This window comes from Pseudoalteromonas sp. XMcav2-N (assembly GCF_024124545.1).
Classification (GTDB): domain Bacteria; phylum Pseudomonadota; class Gammaproteobacteria; order Enterobacterales; family Alteromonadaceae; genus Pseudoalteromonas.
The window spans coordinates 1-16,629 of the sequence record NZ_JAMXSF010000029.1; the positions used below are offsets into that span (position 1 = coordinate 1).

Consider the following 16,629-nt stretch of genomic DNA (forward strand, 5'->3'; position numbering starts at 1 on the left):
CTAGCCCCTTTACGCTCTGTTTATCATTGCTCCTAATCGGCATGACTACACGCCGTCATCCCGGCCCCCGAGCCGGGAACTATTTGAGTTCAGCGCAGGTGTATTTTTTGGCCAACATGTCGTCTGTAAGTAGATCCCGCATCAAGTGCGGGATGACTGGAGGTGGGTGCTGTATAACGGTGAATGAATACACGATAAAACGTATTGGACTTGCTCGCTTGATGCTTACCCCTACGGTTGTAAGCGGGCTGCTTGTTTGGCATCAAGCAGCCCTTCAGTAATGGCTATTCGCCGATGGCTTGTTGTACAAATAGGTCTTTAATGGGGCCGAGGTTATCTACTATATTCAGACCCACACCACGGACTAACTTTTTCAGCGGATGATTGCCGCTGAACAACTCTTTTAAGCCCTGCATCATGGCAATGTGTTTTTGTGCATCGAGTTTGCGGGTTCGTTCGTACTCACGCAAAGTACGATGAGAGGCGAACTCCTCGTTGTCTTCGCTCAGTGCTTTTATCAGGTGTGCAGCATCTTTAAGGCCCAGGTTCATCCCCAGTCCGGCAAGCGGATGAATAGTATGTGCGGCATCGCCCATTAACACCACTTTGCCGGTCAGCCACTGCTGTGCGTAGCGCATGGTCAGCGGGAATACCGCTCGCTCGCCCTGAACCTTACACAAACCGCATTGCAGGTCACTGGCCGCGCTTAAAGCTTTATTAAAGCTCTGCTCGTCCATAGCCATCAACTCGCGGGCGTGTTCAGGTGCCGTAGACCAGACGATTGATTGAGTATGGGGATCAGACAAAGGCAACAACGCCAGAGGACCATCCGGCAGGAACACCTGACGCGCAGTCGCATCGTGTGGTTGCTCTGTTTTGATGGTGGCCACAATAGCATGATGGTCGTAATCCCAGAAGCTGATCGGCAGATTAAACTGGCTACGTACCCCTGAGTTGGCACCGTCTGCTGCAACCAGCAGTTTGGCCATAACAGGTGTGCCCTGCTCCAGCGTGATCAGCACATCGCTGTCAGTCTGATGAATAGACTGATAACGGCTGCCAAACAGTAAACTCGCCTGACTGTGCTGCTGCAGAGCCTGGTATAAAGCAAAACGGATAGCATCGTTTTCGATAATATGGCCCAGCTCAGGCAGAGCCAGCTGCTGTGCATTAAACTGAATACTGCCAAAACTGTCGGCGTCGCACACCGACATCTTGCGATAAGCCGTGGCCCGCTGCGCCTTAATGGCATCCCACACGCCTAAAGACTCAAACAGACTCTGGCTGGCCAAACTGATGGCACTGACTCGCGCACCATAAGTCTCGCTCAGTGGCTGAGGCTCAGGACCGGCATCCAGTACCATCACCGAGATATTATTCTTTGCCAGACCCAGCGCCAGTGCCAGGCCTACACACCCACCACCGACTATGCACACTTGTACTTGCTGCATGATTATTCCTTACAGGGTTCGTCCCATGAGTTGTCGCGCCAGTGGCGCTTTCAGTTGTGAGAACAGGCTCATCGACAACAGACCACAACTGCGCCCCAGTGCCAGCATACGGGAATCATTAGAAAACAGTCTGACCAAAGAGTCGGTCAGCGTCATGACACGGTTTATGTCTGACTCACGTGCAGTTTTATAGTCTTGTGTGAACGCGTGATTGCCCCACAGCTCTCGGTCTGTCTGTAGTAGCTGTGTAACCAGCGCCTGAATATCACGCAATCCCAGGTTAAAGCCCTGACCTGCAATAGGGTGAATGGCATGCGCAGCATTACCAATGAGCACACAGCGATGATGCACCAGCTGCTCAACCCGACCCAAAACCAGTGGGTAACTTGTGCGTCTGCCAACCCGTTCAAACATCCCGGCGCGATAGCCAAATGCACTCTGCAGGCGCGTCAGGAATTCCGCCTCATCACACTCTCGCAACGTATCGAGCTCCTGCTGCGGCATACACCACACCAGAGAGTAGCGGTTGTTGCTCATCGGCAGCAGGGCCATCGGGCCATGCTCGGTAAAGCGTTCAAACGCCTGCCCCTGATGATTATCGCTTACCTGCACGTTTGCTATCAGGGCGCCCTGTTCATAGGCCACGCTGTCAAAGCCAATATTCAGCTTACTGCGAGTAGGCGATTGCGCGCCATCAGCCACCACCAAGAGTTTACCCGACAGAGTTTCACCACTGTCGAGCACCACATCGACCTGCGCCTGCTGCTGATGTAAGCTGGTAATTTTGGCCGGGCAATACAACGCAATGTCCAGTTTGCTCAGTTGCTGATGCAAATACGCGCCGTAAGGATTCACTTCGACCACATAACCCAGCGCCTCAACAGCAAATTCATCATGGGTAATCGTGGTTTTGCCAAAGTGACCTCGGTCAGATACATGCACCTGAGTGATCGGCTCTGCAAACGTCCAGTGCGGATCAAACAACCCCAGTTTACTCAGATAAGAAACCGACTGCTCAGCCAGTGCCAGACTACGGTCGTCAAAGCTGGGATGATGCGCCGCTTTAGGCTCAAAGGCTTCAATCACCGCGATGCGGCTGTCGGGAAGCTGTTTTTTGATCGTGACGGCAGCGGTGGCACCGGCCATACCACCACCCACGATTAACACATCAAAGTGTTGCAAGTGTTGCTCCTGCTTGTATTTATTCGCCTGAGCGCATTAAGGCTTCAATCTCAGCAATGGTTTTAGGCACCCCTGCGGTGAGGTTTTCAAAGCCATTCGCGGTGATCAGTAAGTCATCTTCAATGCGCACGCCAATGCCCTTAAATTGCTCAGGTACTTCGGCATCTTCGTCAAAGTACAGGCCCGGCTCTATGGTCAGCACCATACCAGGCTCAAACGGTCTGTCGGCTTCATCCAGCTTGTATTCGCCCACATCGTGCACATCCAGCCCCAGCCAGTGGCCCAGGCCATGCATATAAAAAGCTTTACAGGCTTGCTTGTCGAGTAACTCGTCGACTTCGCCAGCCAGAATACCCAGCTCTATCAGCCCTTCGGTCATCACCCGCATAGCGGCTTCATTGGCTTTAACCAAAGTACCGCCCGGCTTAACCTGTTCAAAGGCCGCCTGTTGAGAGGCCAGTACCAGCTCATACACCGCTTTTTGCGGTGCACTGAAGCGACCATTTACCGGGAAGGTACGCGTAATGTCGGCAGCATACCCTTCAAGTTCACAGCCAGAGTCGATCAGGATCAAATCTCCGTCCGTTAATTCATCGCAGTTGTCGGTATAGTGTAAAATATTGGCATTATTACCCGAACCAACTATGGTGCCATAGGCTGGGTGACGGGCCCCGTTCATGGCGTAATGATGGTGAATTTCGGCTTCCAGCTGGAACTCGGTGGCACCGGGCTTTGCAAACTGCATGGCACGTTTATGGGCGTCTGCACTGATCTCGCCTGCTTTGCGCATCACTGCAATTTCAGCTTCTGATTTAAACAGGCGCATTTCGTGTAGTAACGGGCGCACATCCTTAATGATTTCTGGTGCCCGGTAGCCTTTTTTCGGCGCGCCACGCAAAGTGCCAAGTAAGGCCCAGATTTTATCGTCAAACGCACCATATGTGCCCTGTCCGTAGTAAAGTACCTTGCGACCGTTAACCAGGGTCAACAGTTCCTCTTCCAGCTCACTCAGTGGAAAGGTCTGGTCCAGTTCTAAGGCGGTTTTGGCTTTTTCGTGGCCCATGCGGCGGCCGTGCCAAATCTCGGCTAATTTGTCTTTGTTACGACAAAACAGCGTTTGCTGTGTTGCGCCGTCTTTGTCTTTACTCAGCACAAGTACCGCATCAGGCTCTTTAAACCCGGTCAGGTAAAAAAAGTCACTGTCCTGACGGAACGGATACTCAGTATCACGGCTGCGGGTGAGCTCAACGGCAGCGGGGATCACTGCTACCGCATTGTTATCCATCTGCGCCAGCAGTTCAGTGCGGCGCGTTACAAATTCCTGATTGGCTATCATCATAATTAATGCACTGTTTTAGAGGTTGGTGAAGCAGCGTCTTTGCCTAGCTCAGCAAAACACAACAGTGCAGACACGCGGATGTATTCAATCACCTCATGTAGTGCCTGTTTGTCTTCTTCACTTTCGTCAAAATGGGTATCTAGTTTAGTGATTTCGCTAAAATCACCAATCACTTCCTTTACGTCGGCCGAAAACTTACCATAGTCTTTTTGCTTCAGGCCAAAGCCCAGTAAAAACCCGGACACCCAAGCCACCAAGGCATTTGCCTGGTCGCTCAGGCTTTCTTCCATTGGTAGATACAGCTCAAACAGGTGCTCTGGATCATTAAAATGTGCAACGACTAGTTTGTATAGCTCGGCAAAAAATTCTTTCAGTGGCGCTGCAAACTTCTGACCATCGTTAAAGACATCACTCAGCAGCCCCAGGTACTCCTGCTCTTCGATATTCAGGCCACATGCCAGTAAACCGCTGATGGTACCGTGCACCTCAGCCGGGGCAATGTAGATATCGTGTTGTTCCAGCAGTAGCTGTGCTTGCTGATAATCTCTTAATTCACTCATGGATAATGTTCTCGTTTGCTTTGATCTGCTTAGTTAATGCTACCACCCGAAGTATAGCAACAGCAATGACTTGTCTGTTCGTGTACAAATAATCTACGCACTTTTTTGCATTGTTCAGATGCCATACAAAAAGTGCATGAATCGCGGCCAGTCGGACGACTTTTTACGGATATTTGCCGATAAAGGTTTCTAGATGCGGCTGGGTCTTATATACTGAAATCGTTCCCTAGCACGTTGGACAGTGGATGATGTCCCTGAGCCGATAACTTTTTCTTAGGAACGCAGTTTGCTTACTATTGCGCAGGCTCGGCAGGTACCGAGAAGCCTACGGTAGGCTGTTGCTTTCCGCCTTGAACCTTAGGGTTCAAGGACTGACATCTGCATCCGCGTTGCCGGGGACACCTTTTCTTTTTGCTGCAAAAGCATCGCCATTCCTTGCACCATCATTCAGATATTAAAAACCAGCCAGGTATAAAAAAACGCCCCGAAAGGCGCTTTAGATTATACCAATTTGCTTAATTAAGTGTTCTATTTTGAGGCGAGAAAATATGTTCGATAACACCGCTCACGCGTCCTGCTATCGCTGAGGTACCTACGTCCATGTAGGCAAGGCAAAAATTTTCGAACTTATACCTTCGGTAAAGGTTCTAAATAAGAAATTTTTAACGCCGTTAGCGTCATATTTGCTCCGTCAAATTGAACAGGTATTAGGTGAAATTGGTATCATTACTGCGACAACTTGCGTTTGGCAGGCTGTGCGTATATGGACAACACCAGCTGGCGTAACTCTTCCGGTACTTGCTCCAGCGCTTCCATAAAACGGTTTTTCTCCAGCTCGCTGCTCTGGCTTTCATCGCCGGCGGCCAGGTAGTTGCTCGAATGCAGATAATACTTGCTGACAATCTGCTGATCGACGATTTCGGCCAGCTGTTCCGGCGTTTCAAACTCTTCGTCTATGGGCGTGCCAAACGCCACATGCACATGGCCCTTATCACTGCTGAACCCTTCGATGATGCTACTGATGTCTTCGCCTTCGGCTTTCACATATTCACCGAACTGCTGTTTATGGTACAACTCGCGGGCTTTTGACACGGCGCAGGGCTCGTACTGGTAAGAAATCGACACAGGGACAATCTTCAGCTGGCGTACATATTCGGCAAACGGCAGTTTTAGCTTACGCCCATTCAACTGCAACATTTTCAGCAATGCCGGGTCGGTAAAGTCGACACCATCTTTGGCACGGCCTTCTTTTTGTGCAATCCAGATTGAATTGCCTTCATCCAGCGAATCATAAATATAAGCTGACAGCTGAGATAAGGCACGCAGCATTTCTTTTGGCGCTTTGGCTGAGCGCTTCACAATAAAGCTCTTATTCAGGCGCATCAGCTCTGTGATATAAGGCACCTGAAGCAGGTTATCGCCAATGGCGATCCGCACGGTTTGCATTTTTTGCTGATGCAGCCCCCAGTTGACCAGTGCCGGGTCAAGGACTATGTCTCTGTGGTTAGAGATAAACAGATAGGCGCCCTGCTTTTCAAGCTTGTCCAGGCCAGAATAGGTGACTTTACTGGTTGTACGCTCAATCAGCATCGACAGATAACCGGCCACTTCATTCTGAACCGCTTCAACATTGGTGACAGACTGCCACTTTTTCTTCAACCGGCTGCGCACCAGTGGCCGGGATATCAGCTCCCATCCTGCCAGCCATTTGGGCAGGTTATGCTCCGCAATCACATCAATAAACTGATCATCGTCCAGCAAACGCTGCAAAGCTGCGGGGACTTCATCGTCATTGTAAGGTCTGATATCTGCGTATTTATCCACTAAACTACTCTTTATTATTGGGTGGTTGTCATCAAAACGTCTTATTCTATCGTGCAGCCTGATCGGAAGCTAAGAATATCAAGTCTGACCAGAAGCGCCTGCATCACTTGTTTCATCATGCAGGCACCTGCTGTTACGCTGAGGCCTGAGTGGGCGTAAAGCGTTGTTTAATACCCAACAACATCAACCTTGCCATCAGCAGGGCCAATACCACGCCTGACCCCAGCGTCAACCAGTATGGTAAGACTTCATGGTCATGCCCCATCATAGGGGCCACTGTAAAGCCAAACTGTGCCACCAGCCAGTTGGTCAAAAACCCGAATACAATTGCGACACCAATGACTGCCCCCAGATAAGCAAACACCGCGCGACGGCCCAGCTCTTTAGCGACCACGCCTATGGTGGCAACGTTGGTGGCGGGACCTGCCAGCATAAAGACCAGCACAGCACCAGGAGAGACGCCCGCCAATAATAATCCCGCAGCGATTGGCGTCGATGCTGTGGCACATATGTACATTGGAATACTGACCAGAATGACCACAATCATGGCCAGGATGCCATTGCCCCACTGTGCTAAAAAGGCTTCGGGAACATAGGTTTGCACTAAGGCAGCAAAGAATAGACCAATCAGTAGCCATTGCATAGTATCGGCTAACAATTTGTTACAGCTAAATTGCACGGCGGACGTTAACTTTTGCCACAGCCCGGGCTTAGCTTGCGCGGATGCACAACAGGATACAACCTGCTCGGCGGACTTTTGTTCAGGCTTACTGTCGCAACAGCTAGTGTGTGATGCCGGTTCTACCTTAGCTTGGCTATCACAACAGCTGGCAGACTGCGCAGGTTCAGCGACTTGTTCACTGGCACAGCAACTACTTTTTTCAGGTTCTACTTTTTTTACTGAGCTGCCACAGCAGCCACTGTCTGAGGCGCTTACGGCGGGCGGCGTTGCATTGCGCTCATCTTTGCCAACCAGCACACCGGCGGTGATAGCACTGGCTACCGCGGCAAGAGGCCGGATCACGGCCATAAAAGGCCCAAGCAGTGCGTAAGAAACCGAGATAGAATCCACCCCGGTTTCGGGTGTCGATACCAAAAAGGCAGTAGTGGCACTTTTGGACCCGCCGGCACGACGCAACCCGATGGCGGCCGGGATTACGCCACAAGAACACAACGGCATAGGCGCACCTATCAGAGCCGCTTTAATGGTCGTCCAGAGCCCTTCTTTACCCAGGTGCTTTCGTAAGAAATCTTTTGGAATAAATACGTTAAGCAACCCCGCAAGTAACAGGCCCAGCATCAGCCAGGGCGCTGAAACCAAAAAGAGTTGCCAAAAGTTATCAAGCAGAGCCATCTATATCCTCCAACGCGGTTAAAATAGAACAATCATCAGCACTTTCTTCGCCGCCACAGCAACGCTCGGCCAGCACGCTCAGTGAGCGCTCGAATTTCAGTAATTCTTCAATTCTCTGCCGGGTTTGTGCCAGCTTCTGTAACGTCAGTGATTTCACTTCTTCACAGCTGTGATTGTGTTTATCAATTTTAATGGTCAGCAGTTCCTGAATATCTTTGAGACTGAAGCCCACTGCCTTTGCCCGCACAATAAAACGCATCTGCTCAAGCGCGCTATCGTCATATAACCGGTAACCTGCCGGGCTGCGAACACTGGCCTGCAACAGACCCTGACGCTCATAATAACGCAGTGTGTCGGTAGACACATTCAATTGTTTTGCAATATGGCCAATCTTATACATAGTCAGTTTTGCCGTTCTTTATGAATCTGATCACAGTATAAACCTTAGAGTTGAGTTCAAGGTCAAGCACAAAGATAAACTTTGGCAATAAAAATGATACACTCGGCGCCATCTGTTAGTAAGGAATGTTTGCTCACCATGAATATTGTTGTTTTAGATGCCGCCACACTGGCGGGTGTTAGCTTGGATCCGCTCAGAGAGTTTGGCACAGTCACCCAGTACGATACCACCTCAGCTGAACAGCTGATGTCACGTATACAGAGCGCAGATGTGGTGGTGACCAACAAGGTGGTGCTCAATGCCGATACTCTGAGCCAGCTGCCGACCCTCAGATTGATCTGCGTGGCCGCAACCGGCACCAATAATATCGACCTTGAAGCAGCTCGTACCCACAATATTGCGGTGACTAACGTGGCTGGCTACTCCACACCTTCAGTGGTGTTACATACTTTTACACTGCTTGGCAATCTGATGAGTAATATTCACCGCTACGCGCAGGATTGTGCCAATGGTGCCTGGCAACGCAGCGAACTGTTTTGTCGTCTGAACTACCCAATTCACGATTTGTCGGGCAAACGCTTTGTGATAGTCGGCTATGGTAACCTTGGCCAGGCGGTTGCTAAGGTCGCCAGCGCCTTTGGAGCCGAAGTAGTGATTGCAGAGCGCCCGGGACAAGAGACAGTGCGTGCCGAACGCGTTGAATTTACCGAAGCACTGCGCAATGCCGATATTGTTTCCATTCATTGCCCTTTGACCGACACCACGCGCGATTTGTTCGATACCGATACCCTGGCACTGCTCCCGGCTCATGCCATCTTAATGAATACGGCACGCGGTGGCATTGTCAATGAACAGGCACTGGCGGATGCGCTTGCCAGCAAGCGGCTACTCGGTGCCGGCGTGGATGTACTCAGCGTGGAGCCCGCAGCAGCTGATAACCCACTAGTGCAGTATCAGGGGGATAACTTGTTACTGACTCCGCACACGGCCTGGGCCAGCCAGGAGTCAATCACCCGCCTGATCCAGGGCATAGCCGAGAATATTGGCAGCTTTTTACAGGGGCGCGAGCATAACCGGCTGGTGTAACACAGTGGCGTACGGCTATATAGGAATGGGTGTCATTGGTGTAAATCATCATTGATGTAAATCACTATTGGTGTCACTCCTGAGTCGCCTGCCCCTTTAAGCTCTGTCTATCATTGCTCCTAATCGGCATGCCTACACGCCGTCATCCCGGCCTGCGAGCCGGGAACTATTTGAATTCAGCGTAAGCGTATTTTTAGTCACCACGTCGCCTGTTGGAAGTTCCCGCATCGAGTGCGGGATGACAGGCTGTGTATGTGGGAATAGGTGTTATTGGTGTCATTCCTGAGTCGCTTTTAAGTAGTTCCCGCATCGAGTGCGGGATGACAGACGGTGTATGCGAGAATAGGTGCAATTGGCGTCATTCCTGAGTCGCTTCTAAGTAGTTCCCGCATTGAGTTAGAGGTGACTGGCGGTGGATGTATGAGGGTGTGTGGTGATAAGTTCGTGCTTTTAACCAACTATTGGTTAATTCATTCAAAATATCGCATTTCATAATAGTCACCTCCTTATCGAAAAACATAACCGCTTGATTTATAATAATTTAAAAGTTGGCAAACTCTTTGCTGTATACAACTCAAAGAAAATAAAGACGGCTTAGCCTGGGATATAACGATGAAAAAATTACTAATTGCAACTGCGCTATTAAGTTCAACCGCACTAACTGGCTGTGTTGTTGCAGTCACAGATGGCGAATATAACGGTCACCACGGCTGGAAGAAAGAACAAAAGCAGAATCGCGAAAAAATAAGCCAGCTCAAAATGGGCACTGAGTATCAGCACGTGCTGAACAAACTGGGTACCCCTGAGTTCACAGATATGGTATCTAAAGACGATACGGTTTATCAGGTACTGTACTTTGCAACCAACAGCAAACACTCCGACGGTGTCGTTACAAAAGATGAGTGCACACCCTTACTTTTCAAAAACAATAAACTGGTCGGTTTTGGTGACACTGCTCTGGCACACCTGCTGTAAACAGCGCCCTGACGGGATCAGAGTCTTGTACTCTGAACCCGTTACACCACATTCAATACTGCCTTTTGCTGGCGTTCGCGCGCATCATTAAGCGCCATGGCAGCCTGATCTAACGGCTCGTTGTGGTCTCTGGAAAAATCGGCTTTGGTATAACAAATACCCACACTCACTGTCACATGTGCGCAAGTTGGCGACGCGGGATGTCGTATGGCTAACGCAGCCACCGCTTTGTGAATCGCTTCGGACACTTCAAGCACTTCCACCTCACTGATATCACGGAGCAACGCAACAAAACGCCCGCCATCGTGTCGCGCTGTAAATCCATCCATATTGGTTATCAAACCGGAGACCACTTGGGCAATTTTACAGAGGCATTCATCGCCACTCGCATGACCAAATAACTGGTTGTAACGTTCAAAATGATCGACCCCCAACACAAATACCGCTAAAGGTCGCACACCCGACGCACACTGTCGCCAGTAGGTTGACAAAGTTTCATTCAGTGCACGGCGATTAGGTAACGATGTCATGCTATCAATTAAAACTTGCTGGGACAGTTGATCGTTTCGCTGTTTGTTGCTGAGGTGGATTTTTACTCTGGCTTTCACAATGTTAGGGTTAAACGGCTTGGTTATGTAATCGACCGCGCCTTGCTGAAGGCTGTCTGCTTCATCCAAAAAACTGGCACTGGCGGAGATCACAATAACAGGTAACTGTGCGGTATCGGCATTTGCTTTCAACGCTTGCAGAAAAGGTTCTGCCGCCCCCCCGAGCTGTTGATTGTCCATGATGATCAGGTCGATACTATTCGTTTTCAGTAACCCCTGCGCCTGCTCCTGAGATGAGCTCAGCGTGACGAAATAAGTTTCTTCCAGAGTATTTTGTAGTACCACCCGGTTGAGGGGATCCGGGTCTAACACCAGAATATGGGCCGATTTGTGCATTTTCTTATCCTTTTAGCCACAACGAAATAAAACACAAAGTTTGTTCTACAGCCGTATAGAGTTGCTCACATAACTGTTCAGATGCTACCTCATCCGTTTGTTTTGCCAGCGCTTCACATTGACGCGCCTGATCTGCCAGGCGACGTAATCCAAGACCCGCAGCAGACCCTTTAATGGTATGTGCCAGACTCGCCAGTTCCGTAACAGTTTCAACACCCTGCAAACTCGTCATATACTCTTCACAAAGCTTAGCAAACTTTTCGAGCATAGTGCGTAGCAGCGCGTCTTTATTCATCATTTGTGTCAGCGCAAACGGATAATCAAACACAACTTCCCCTGCTGGCACATATTCCAGCAGTGCAAGGCATAGATCTGCAGGTGTGATCGGCTTCACTAAAAATCCGTTGAGTCCCGTCGCCAGCGCTTGCTGCTTTTCCTGTTCATGAGCATTCGCGGTCAGCGCTACGATAGGTAGTGCCTGGCTGTTGAATTGGCGTCGCAGTTGCCTGCTGGCCTCATAACCGTCAATATTGGGCATATAAAGGTCCATCAATACCACATCCGGGCGCAGCTTCTGACAAATGGTCACTATATTCTCAGCATTGCTAAGCGCAATCACAGTTGCCCCACGCTGCTCCAGTACAGTTCTGCTAATATCCAGGTTCACCGGATTATCATCCACCACAATACACAATAAAGGCGTTAAGGTATGGGTGTCTGGTAAAACGGTGGCCGACCTTTCCAGTGAACATACACTCAGGCTCTGATAAAACAGGGGGGCTGACAACCTGATGGCATCAGACTCTGCAGGCAGAGCGTCGGTAAAGGAGTCTGTGTCAGGCACCAACCACTGTACTTGCCGTCCAAACTCAGTCTGACTCAATATACGAACACGCTCTGCGTTGTCACAGGCCAGATAGGCAACAGAGCTGGTTGTATTGAGAGTGTTCAATTCCGTCTCACTTCCCTGGTGTATACCCTGATGAGCAAGATAAGGGAGAGGAGCCTGTCGCTCCAAAATTAGAAACAGAGATTGAAGACTGTCGTTGTCTGCCAGTGCCGCACGCTCTAGCCGTAAAGTAAACTCAAACCGGCTGCCTACTTGTGGTGTACTCGAGAGTGTCACCTCTCCCCCGAGTAATTGAAGAACCTGTTTCACTATCGCCAGCCCGAGTCCAATGCCCTCATGTGGACGTGAGCTACTTTCATTCCCCTGAGTAAACGCATCAAATAAACGAGCCTGGTCTTCTTCACTAATGCCCGGACCTGTGTCCCAAACACAGAACCTGACAGCCTGCTCCGGACCATGGCTGTCCTGCTGCAGGGACATAGTCAAGCCTACCCGGCCATGCTCAGTAAACTTCACCGCGTTCCCCAGCAGGTTCATCAACACAAGTTTAATACGTGCCTCATCGCCAATTAAGCGAGGCCAAATAAAGGGGTCAACCTCCACCTCAAATTCCAGCTGTTTAGCACTGCTCAAAGGTGTAATTAAACTACTCAGGTTGGCAATCAGGTCAACAATACAAAACGGCTGGTTGTTGGATTTACCTTGTCCACTTTCGAGCCGGGCAAAGTTGAGGATATCGTTTAGCATCGCCAATAGCTGCTGGGCCGCACTTTCAATCTGCTCCAGCTTGTGCTGCTCCTCCCTTGCGTCCAATGCGGGTTTAAGAATGCTAACCAGACCCAGGATGGCATTAATCGGTGTACGGATTTCATGACTGATATTGGCAATAAAACGACTTTTGGCGTGATTGGCCCGTTCGGCATCAAGCCGGGCACGAATGAGCGCCGTGACATTTTGTACGTGAATTACGAAGTATTTTGGGTTTTTCTGTTTGTCCCAGACCAAAGAGACACTCAGGTGCAGCCAGCGTTTTGGATCCTGCTGAGCCAGGCTCAGTTCACTGGCTCCCTGTCGCTCGTGTAAACAATGATCCAGTACATCATTTAATGCTTCAACATCTGCATCTTCAAACACACTGTACAGACTGCTGCCAATATCTACCCGGTCGAATAACTTACGCGCAGTCCGATTGAGCTCTAGTACCAGCCGGTCGATAGACAACAGGATCACGCCGTTTGGTGCATACTCGATAGCCGCTTTAAAATTTTGCTCCGATGCCCTGAGTGCAGTCAGCGCCTGTTGTTGTTCACTGATGTCCCGAGCTACCCCTAAGGTGCCAATACGCTTGCGCAGATCATTGTATAAAGGAGAAACCGTGATCAGGTAACTGCTCCCCTCTAGTACCAGTGTATCAGTCAGACTTTGTCCCTGCCGATTCATTGCCAGTTCCAGGTCCAGTAAGGCCAGATGTCGTTCGGTCACTTCCTGATGTTCACGTGCAACCAAGTCAACCTGAGCGACTCCAATAAACCGCTCAAACGCCTCATTGCAGCCAATAAAAGAACCATCGATGTTCTTATAGTAAACCAAATCAGGTACTGAATTTAGTACGGTTTTAAGTAAGGCGGCCTGGCGCTCTTTGGCTTCAAGGCTTCGTGAAAGTGCTTTCTTCTGTTGCTGAACCTGTTCATCAAGCCTTAAATTGTTTTCCTGAAGCTGCTGTAACGCATTGCGCTTTTGTGTAACAACCCGTTTGATTTCAATAAACCATGGCTGCCAGTCTTTTGGAACCGCATAATTCATTGTCGCTTGTGGAGTATTTTCCTGATAGGTCAGATACTTTACAAAGTGCTTAAGGGGGCGAATAAAGACCTGGGCGTTGAGCCATACATAAGCGGCAAAGGTGGACACTATAAATAAGATCAGGAAACCCAGTTCGAGTAATACTTCATATCGCGCCGGCGCAGAAAAGCTTGCTTCACTCTGAACAAAACGCAGTGTAAAAGGCTGTTCCGGGGGTTGATAACTAAAACGTACACCACCTTCCCAGGGAAGCTTATCATTGTGTGATGGGTCTGCTTCTGGCTCACGGTAAGCTTTGCTGGTGGCCAGCGTTACGCCCGGCTGGGTGCCCTTCAACGCCAGCTCCCCTCCACCAAAGGTCATCTGCTGTAATCGACCAGCCAATTTATCTACATCGTAGATAAGCAGTATCTGTGCAAGCGAGCCACTGGCCAGGCGCTGTCCGAGCGCAAAATAATGCTTGCCAAATACCCGGGTTGGCATACTCGTGGCGGTGATCCCCTGACTGAATTGCGGTGTAAAACGCGATTCGACGATGGCCGTTAATAAGTTGCTCTGGCTGGTATCGCGTCGCTTAACAAAGGCAAAACCATTATCCTGAATAAATACGACCGCTTCGAGCTCATCAATCAGGGCCAATGCAGTATCAAAACTGGGACCCAAAGCCATGATTTGCTGCCATTGCGCAACGAGTGCGCCCGTGGGCACAAACCTGCCCAATCCGACAACTTCCCCTCCATTGTCGGGAAGCTGCCGATAAAAATACCCCGCCTGCTGACGAATATTTTGTTGCCAGTTTTCATCCAGCTGATAGCGAATAGGCTCAGCCAGACTATCTCGAATACTGGTTATGACGGTCTGCGCAGCCAGCGTTTCCTGCTCTACTTGACCTGCAAGGACATAAAATTGAGCCTGATACACCTGATATTGGCGTTCAAGTTTGATCTGATACAAATGAAAACAGAGCACCACCGCAAGTAGCATAGGCACCAGCAAAGCAATGCTGATAGCCTTTCGATAGTTCTTAAGAGGGAGAAATTCCGGCACGCAGCGGCTCGATGTTAGTTCCTTGTTTTAGCAAGAGTAACCAGCACTAAGCTATCTTTCAAGTGGATATGATCCCTGTTGAACGACGCTAAAAGCTTGATGAGGGTCTTATAGCCTTTACGCTGAACAAATAAACACATGGCTGCGGCTGAACAGTCAAAATAAATTGAGGAAACACAGCCGTTGTGAACACAATCGCTTTAGGGGTAGTCATAGCAACAAGCAGATGATAATCATTGCGGGTTGGTACTAAACCGGCACCATCAACGGGCCAGAGAACAGCACTCTGGCAACATAACAGGCCAGCCATGTCCATAGCTGACCTGTTGATTTAGCTATAGGTTTTGCTCAGCAAAAGAGGCAAGACGACTTCTTACCACACCGTTGAGATTAATGGTGGCGGAGCCTTCAAAGTCCTTAAATCGCTCCACAATATAGGTTAGCCCTGAAGTGACCGGAGTAAGGTAGTTACTGTCAATCTGGGCCAGGTTGCCGGTACAGATAAGTTTGGTGCCTTCACCACAGCGCGTGATGATGGTTTTCAGCTGCGAAGCTGTGAGATTCTGGCTTTCATCCAATATCACCACCGCGTTCTGGATACTGCGCCCACGCATAAAGTTAACCGACTTAAACTGAATGTTGGCCTTTTCCATAATGTAATTACGGCTAGAGATCGGGCTTTCGTCGTGTTTGTGCAGTACTTCCAACGTATCCGTTATTGCCGCCAGCCAGGGCGCCATTTTTTCTTCTTCCGTGCCTGGTAAAAAGCCGATGCTTTCTGCGATTTCCGGTGTATTTCGCGTCACGATCACTTTATCATATACGCCCTTCTCAATGATCATCTCCAGTGCACTGGCCAGCGCCAGTAAAGTTTTACCACACCCGGCCGGACCGGTCAGGATCACCAGTTCAATGTTCGGATCCAGCAACGCGTCGAGCGCCATGCCCTGATACACATTCTTGGGAGAAACACCCCAGGCCTGCTGGTGCATCAGACGCTCTACACTAATGTCTTTTAACGTGACGTGCTCCGTGTCATACCCTACCACGCGCGCAGCAAAATGCTCGCCATCATCAATCAGGTATTCATTAACAAACACTTCGGGCATCAACTTGGCGGGTACCTGGTGCAAAGTATAGCGCCCCTGCTGCTCTGTCTGGCATTCACCGACATTGGCCCAGAAGTCGCCTGTAAACTTGTTATACCCCGAGGTCAATAAGTTAATATCATCGATTAACTGATCGGTACGATAATCTTCGACAAACTTCAGTCCTGCCCCCTTGGCCTTCAGGCGCATGTTGATATCTTTGGTAACCAGCACCACTTTTTTATCTGAGTATTGCTTTTGTAGCTGTATGGCACAGTTAATTATACGATGGTCGTTTTCGTTACCCGGTAATCCGGAAATGCTATCCGGATAAAGGTGGTCGTTGATCACAACCAGCCTACCGCTGCTGGCAGGTTTGTGTGTGTCGCGCTGCACTTTAGGCAAAGCCACACCTTCGAGCATTTGCTCTGGTGATGCATCACGTAACACGTCGTCAAGGCTACGAATGGCCACCCTGGCATCGCTGCTGACATCGCGTTTTCTGTCTTTTATGTGGTCCAGCTCTTCCAGAACTGTCATGGGGATTACTACGTCGTGTTCCTGAAATGAAAAGAAAGCGAGGGGTTCGTGAAGGAGTACGTTGGTATCTAACACATACATTTTCCGGTCGAGGTCATCATTTCCCATAGTGCATTCCTATTTAGTGAAAACTACTACTGAACAAAGACTTGGTCGCCACGCAAGTCTGTGCCCTTACCCTAAGTT

Annotated in this window: 12 protein-coding genes and 1 other RNA gene; 3 read left to right on the plus strand and 10 right to left on the minus strand. The window is 49.7% G+C overall.

Going from position 1 to position 16,629, the window contains the following annotated elements; all coding sequences use genetic code 11:
- Positions 1-284 precede the first annotated feature (284 nt).
- Genes NH568_RS23195 through NH568_RS23210 form a run of 4 tightly spaced genes read right to left on the minus strand, consistent with a single transcriptional unit; the run spans position 285 to position 4,532 of the window.
- The gene (locus tag NH568_RS23195) at positions 285-1,451 is read right to left on the minus strand and encodes an FAD-dependent oxidoreductase (protein ID WP_253110961.1); all 1,167 of its coding nucleotides are present in this window, start codon (positions 1,449-1,451) and stop codon (positions 285-287) included.
- A gap of 9 nt (positions 1,452-1,460) precedes the next feature.
- Complete coding sequence (ubiH, locus tag NH568_RS23200) at positions 1,461-2,633, minus strand: 2-octaprenyl-6-methoxyphenyl hydroxylase (RefSeq protein ID WP_253110964.1); 1,173 nt, start codon at positions 2,631-2,633, stop codon at positions 1,461-1,463.
- A 19-nt stretch (positions 2,634-2,652) separates the two neighbouring features.
- Positions 2,653-3,969, minus strand: a complete 1,317-nt coding sequence (gene pepP, locus NH568_RS23205) for a Xaa-Pro aminopeptidase (RefSeq protein WP_253111026.1) — start codon at positions 3,967-3,969, stop codon at positions 2,653-2,655.
- A gap of 5 nt (positions 3,970-3,974) precedes the next feature.
- Entirely contained in the window at positions 3,975-4,532 is a 558-nt protein-coding gene (locus tag NH568_RS23210) for a UPF0149 family protein (RefSeq protein ID WP_046005547.1), read from the minus strand.
- Between the two features lie 220 nt (positions 4,533-4,752).
- Here NH568_RS23210 and ssrS point away from each other — a divergent pair.
- Positions 4,753-4,935, plus strand: a non-coding RNA gene (ssrS, locus tag NH568_RS23215) — 6S RNA.
- 323 nt (positions 4,936-5,258) lie between these two features.
- Here the strand turns inward: ssrS and NH568_RS23220 are convergent.
- The 3 genes from NH568_RS23220 to zntR all read right to left on the minus strand — a co-directional run bounded on the left by NH568_RS23220 (position 5,259) and on the right by zntR (position 8,110).
- Complete coding sequence (locus NH568_RS23220) at positions 5,259-6,356, minus strand: 1-acyl-sn-glycerol-3-phosphate acyltransferase (protein ID WP_253110967.1); 1,098 nt, start codon at positions 6,354-6,356, stop codon at positions 5,259-5,261.
- A gap of 133 nt (positions 6,357-6,489) precedes the next feature.
- Positions 6,490-7,710 carry an SO_0444 family Cu/Zn efflux transporter gene (locus tag NH568_RS23225; protein WP_253110970.1) on the minus strand — a complete coding sequence of 407 codons (1,221 nt, stop codon included), beginning with the start codon at positions 7,708-7,710 and terminating at the stop codon, positions 6,490-6,492.
- Positions 7,697-8,110 carry a Zn(2+)-responsive transcriptional regulator gene (zntR, locus tag NH568_RS23230; RefSeq protein WP_253110973.1) on the minus strand — a complete coding sequence of 138 codons (414 nt, stop codon included), beginning with the start codon at positions 8,108-8,110 and terminating at the stop codon, positions 7,697-7,699. The genes NH568_RS23225 and zntR overlap by 14 nt, the downstream gene beginning before the upstream one ends.
- A 138-nt stretch (positions 8,111-8,248) precedes the next feature.
- Here zntR and NH568_RS23235 point away from each other — a divergent pair, with 138 nt between their 5' ends.
- Positions 8,249-9,196, plus strand: coding sequence for a D-2-hydroxyacid dehydrogenase (locus NH568_RS23235; RefSeq protein WP_253110975.1), 948 nt, complete (start codon positions 8,249-8,251; stop codon positions 9,194-9,196).
- A gap of 612 nt (positions 9,197-9,808) precedes the next feature.
- On the plus strand, positions 9,809-10,171 hold the full coding sequence (locus NH568_RS23240) for a DUF3192 domain-containing protein (RefSeq protein WP_253110978.1): 363 nt from the start codon (positions 9,809-9,811) through the stop codon (positions 10,169-10,171).
- 41 nt (positions 10,172-10,212) lie between these two features.
- On the opposite strand, the gene NH568_RS23245 is transcribed toward NH568_RS23240, so the two are convergent.
- The 3 genes from NH568_RS23245 to NH568_RS23255 form a co-directional block, all read right to left on the minus strand.
- Positions 10,213-11,115, minus strand: a complete 903-nt coding sequence (locus NH568_RS23245) for a diguanylate cyclase (protein ID WP_253110994.1) — start codon at positions 11,113-11,115, stop codon at positions 10,213-10,215.
- 4 nt (positions 11,116-11,119) lie between these two features.
- Complete coding sequence (locus NH568_RS23250) at positions 11,120-14,815, minus strand: ATP-binding protein (RefSeq protein ID WP_253110996.1); 3,696 nt, start codon at positions 14,813-14,815, stop codon at positions 11,120-11,122.
- A gap of 335 nt (positions 14,816-15,150) precedes the next feature.
- Positions 15,151-16,551: a PhoH family protein gene (locus tag NH568_RS23255; RefSeq protein WP_253110998.1), complete on the minus strand. Its 1,401-nt coding sequence runs from the start codon at positions 16,549-16,551 to the stop codon at positions 15,151-15,153.
- Between the last annotated feature and the right edge of the window lie 78 nt (positions 16,552-16,629).

Excerpts from the sequence above, each read along its gene's own strand:
- NH568_RS23195 (WP_253110961.1), bottom strand. The coding sequence starts at position 1,451 with ATGCAGCAAGTACAAGTGTGCATAGTCGGTGGTGGGTGTGTAGGCCTG.
- pepP (WP_253111026.1), bottom strand. The coding sequence starts at position 3,969 with ATGATAGCCAATCAGGAATTTGTAACGCGCCGCACTGAACTGCTGGCG.
- NH568_RS23210 (WP_046005547.1), bottom strand. The coding sequence starts at position 4,532 with ATGAGTGAATTAAGAGATTATCAGCAAGCACAGCTACTGCTGGAACAA.
- NH568_RS23225 (WP_253110970.1), bottom strand. The coding sequence starts at position 7,710 with ATGGCTCTGCTTGATAACTTTTGGCAACTCTTTTTGGTTTCAGCGCCC.
- zntR (WP_253110973.1), bottom strand. The coding sequence starts at position 8,110 with ATGTATAAGATTGGCCATATTGCAAAACAATTGAATGTGTCTACCGAC.
- NH568_RS23235 (WP_253110975.1), top strand. The coding sequence starts at position 8,249 with ATGAATATTGTTGTTTTAGATGCCGCCACACTGGCGGGTGTTAGCTTG.
- NH568_RS23240 (WP_253110978.1), top strand. The coding sequence starts at position 9,809 with ATGAAAAAATTACTAATTGCAACTGCGCTATTAAGTTCAACCGCACTA.
- NH568_RS23245 (WP_253110994.1), bottom strand. The coding sequence starts at position 11,115 with ATGCACAAATCGGCCCATATTCTGGTGTTAGACCCGGATCCCCTCAAC.
- NH568_RS23255 (WP_253110998.1), bottom strand. The coding sequence starts at position 16,551 with ATGGGAAATGATGACCTCGACCGGAAAATGTATGTGTTAGATACCAAC.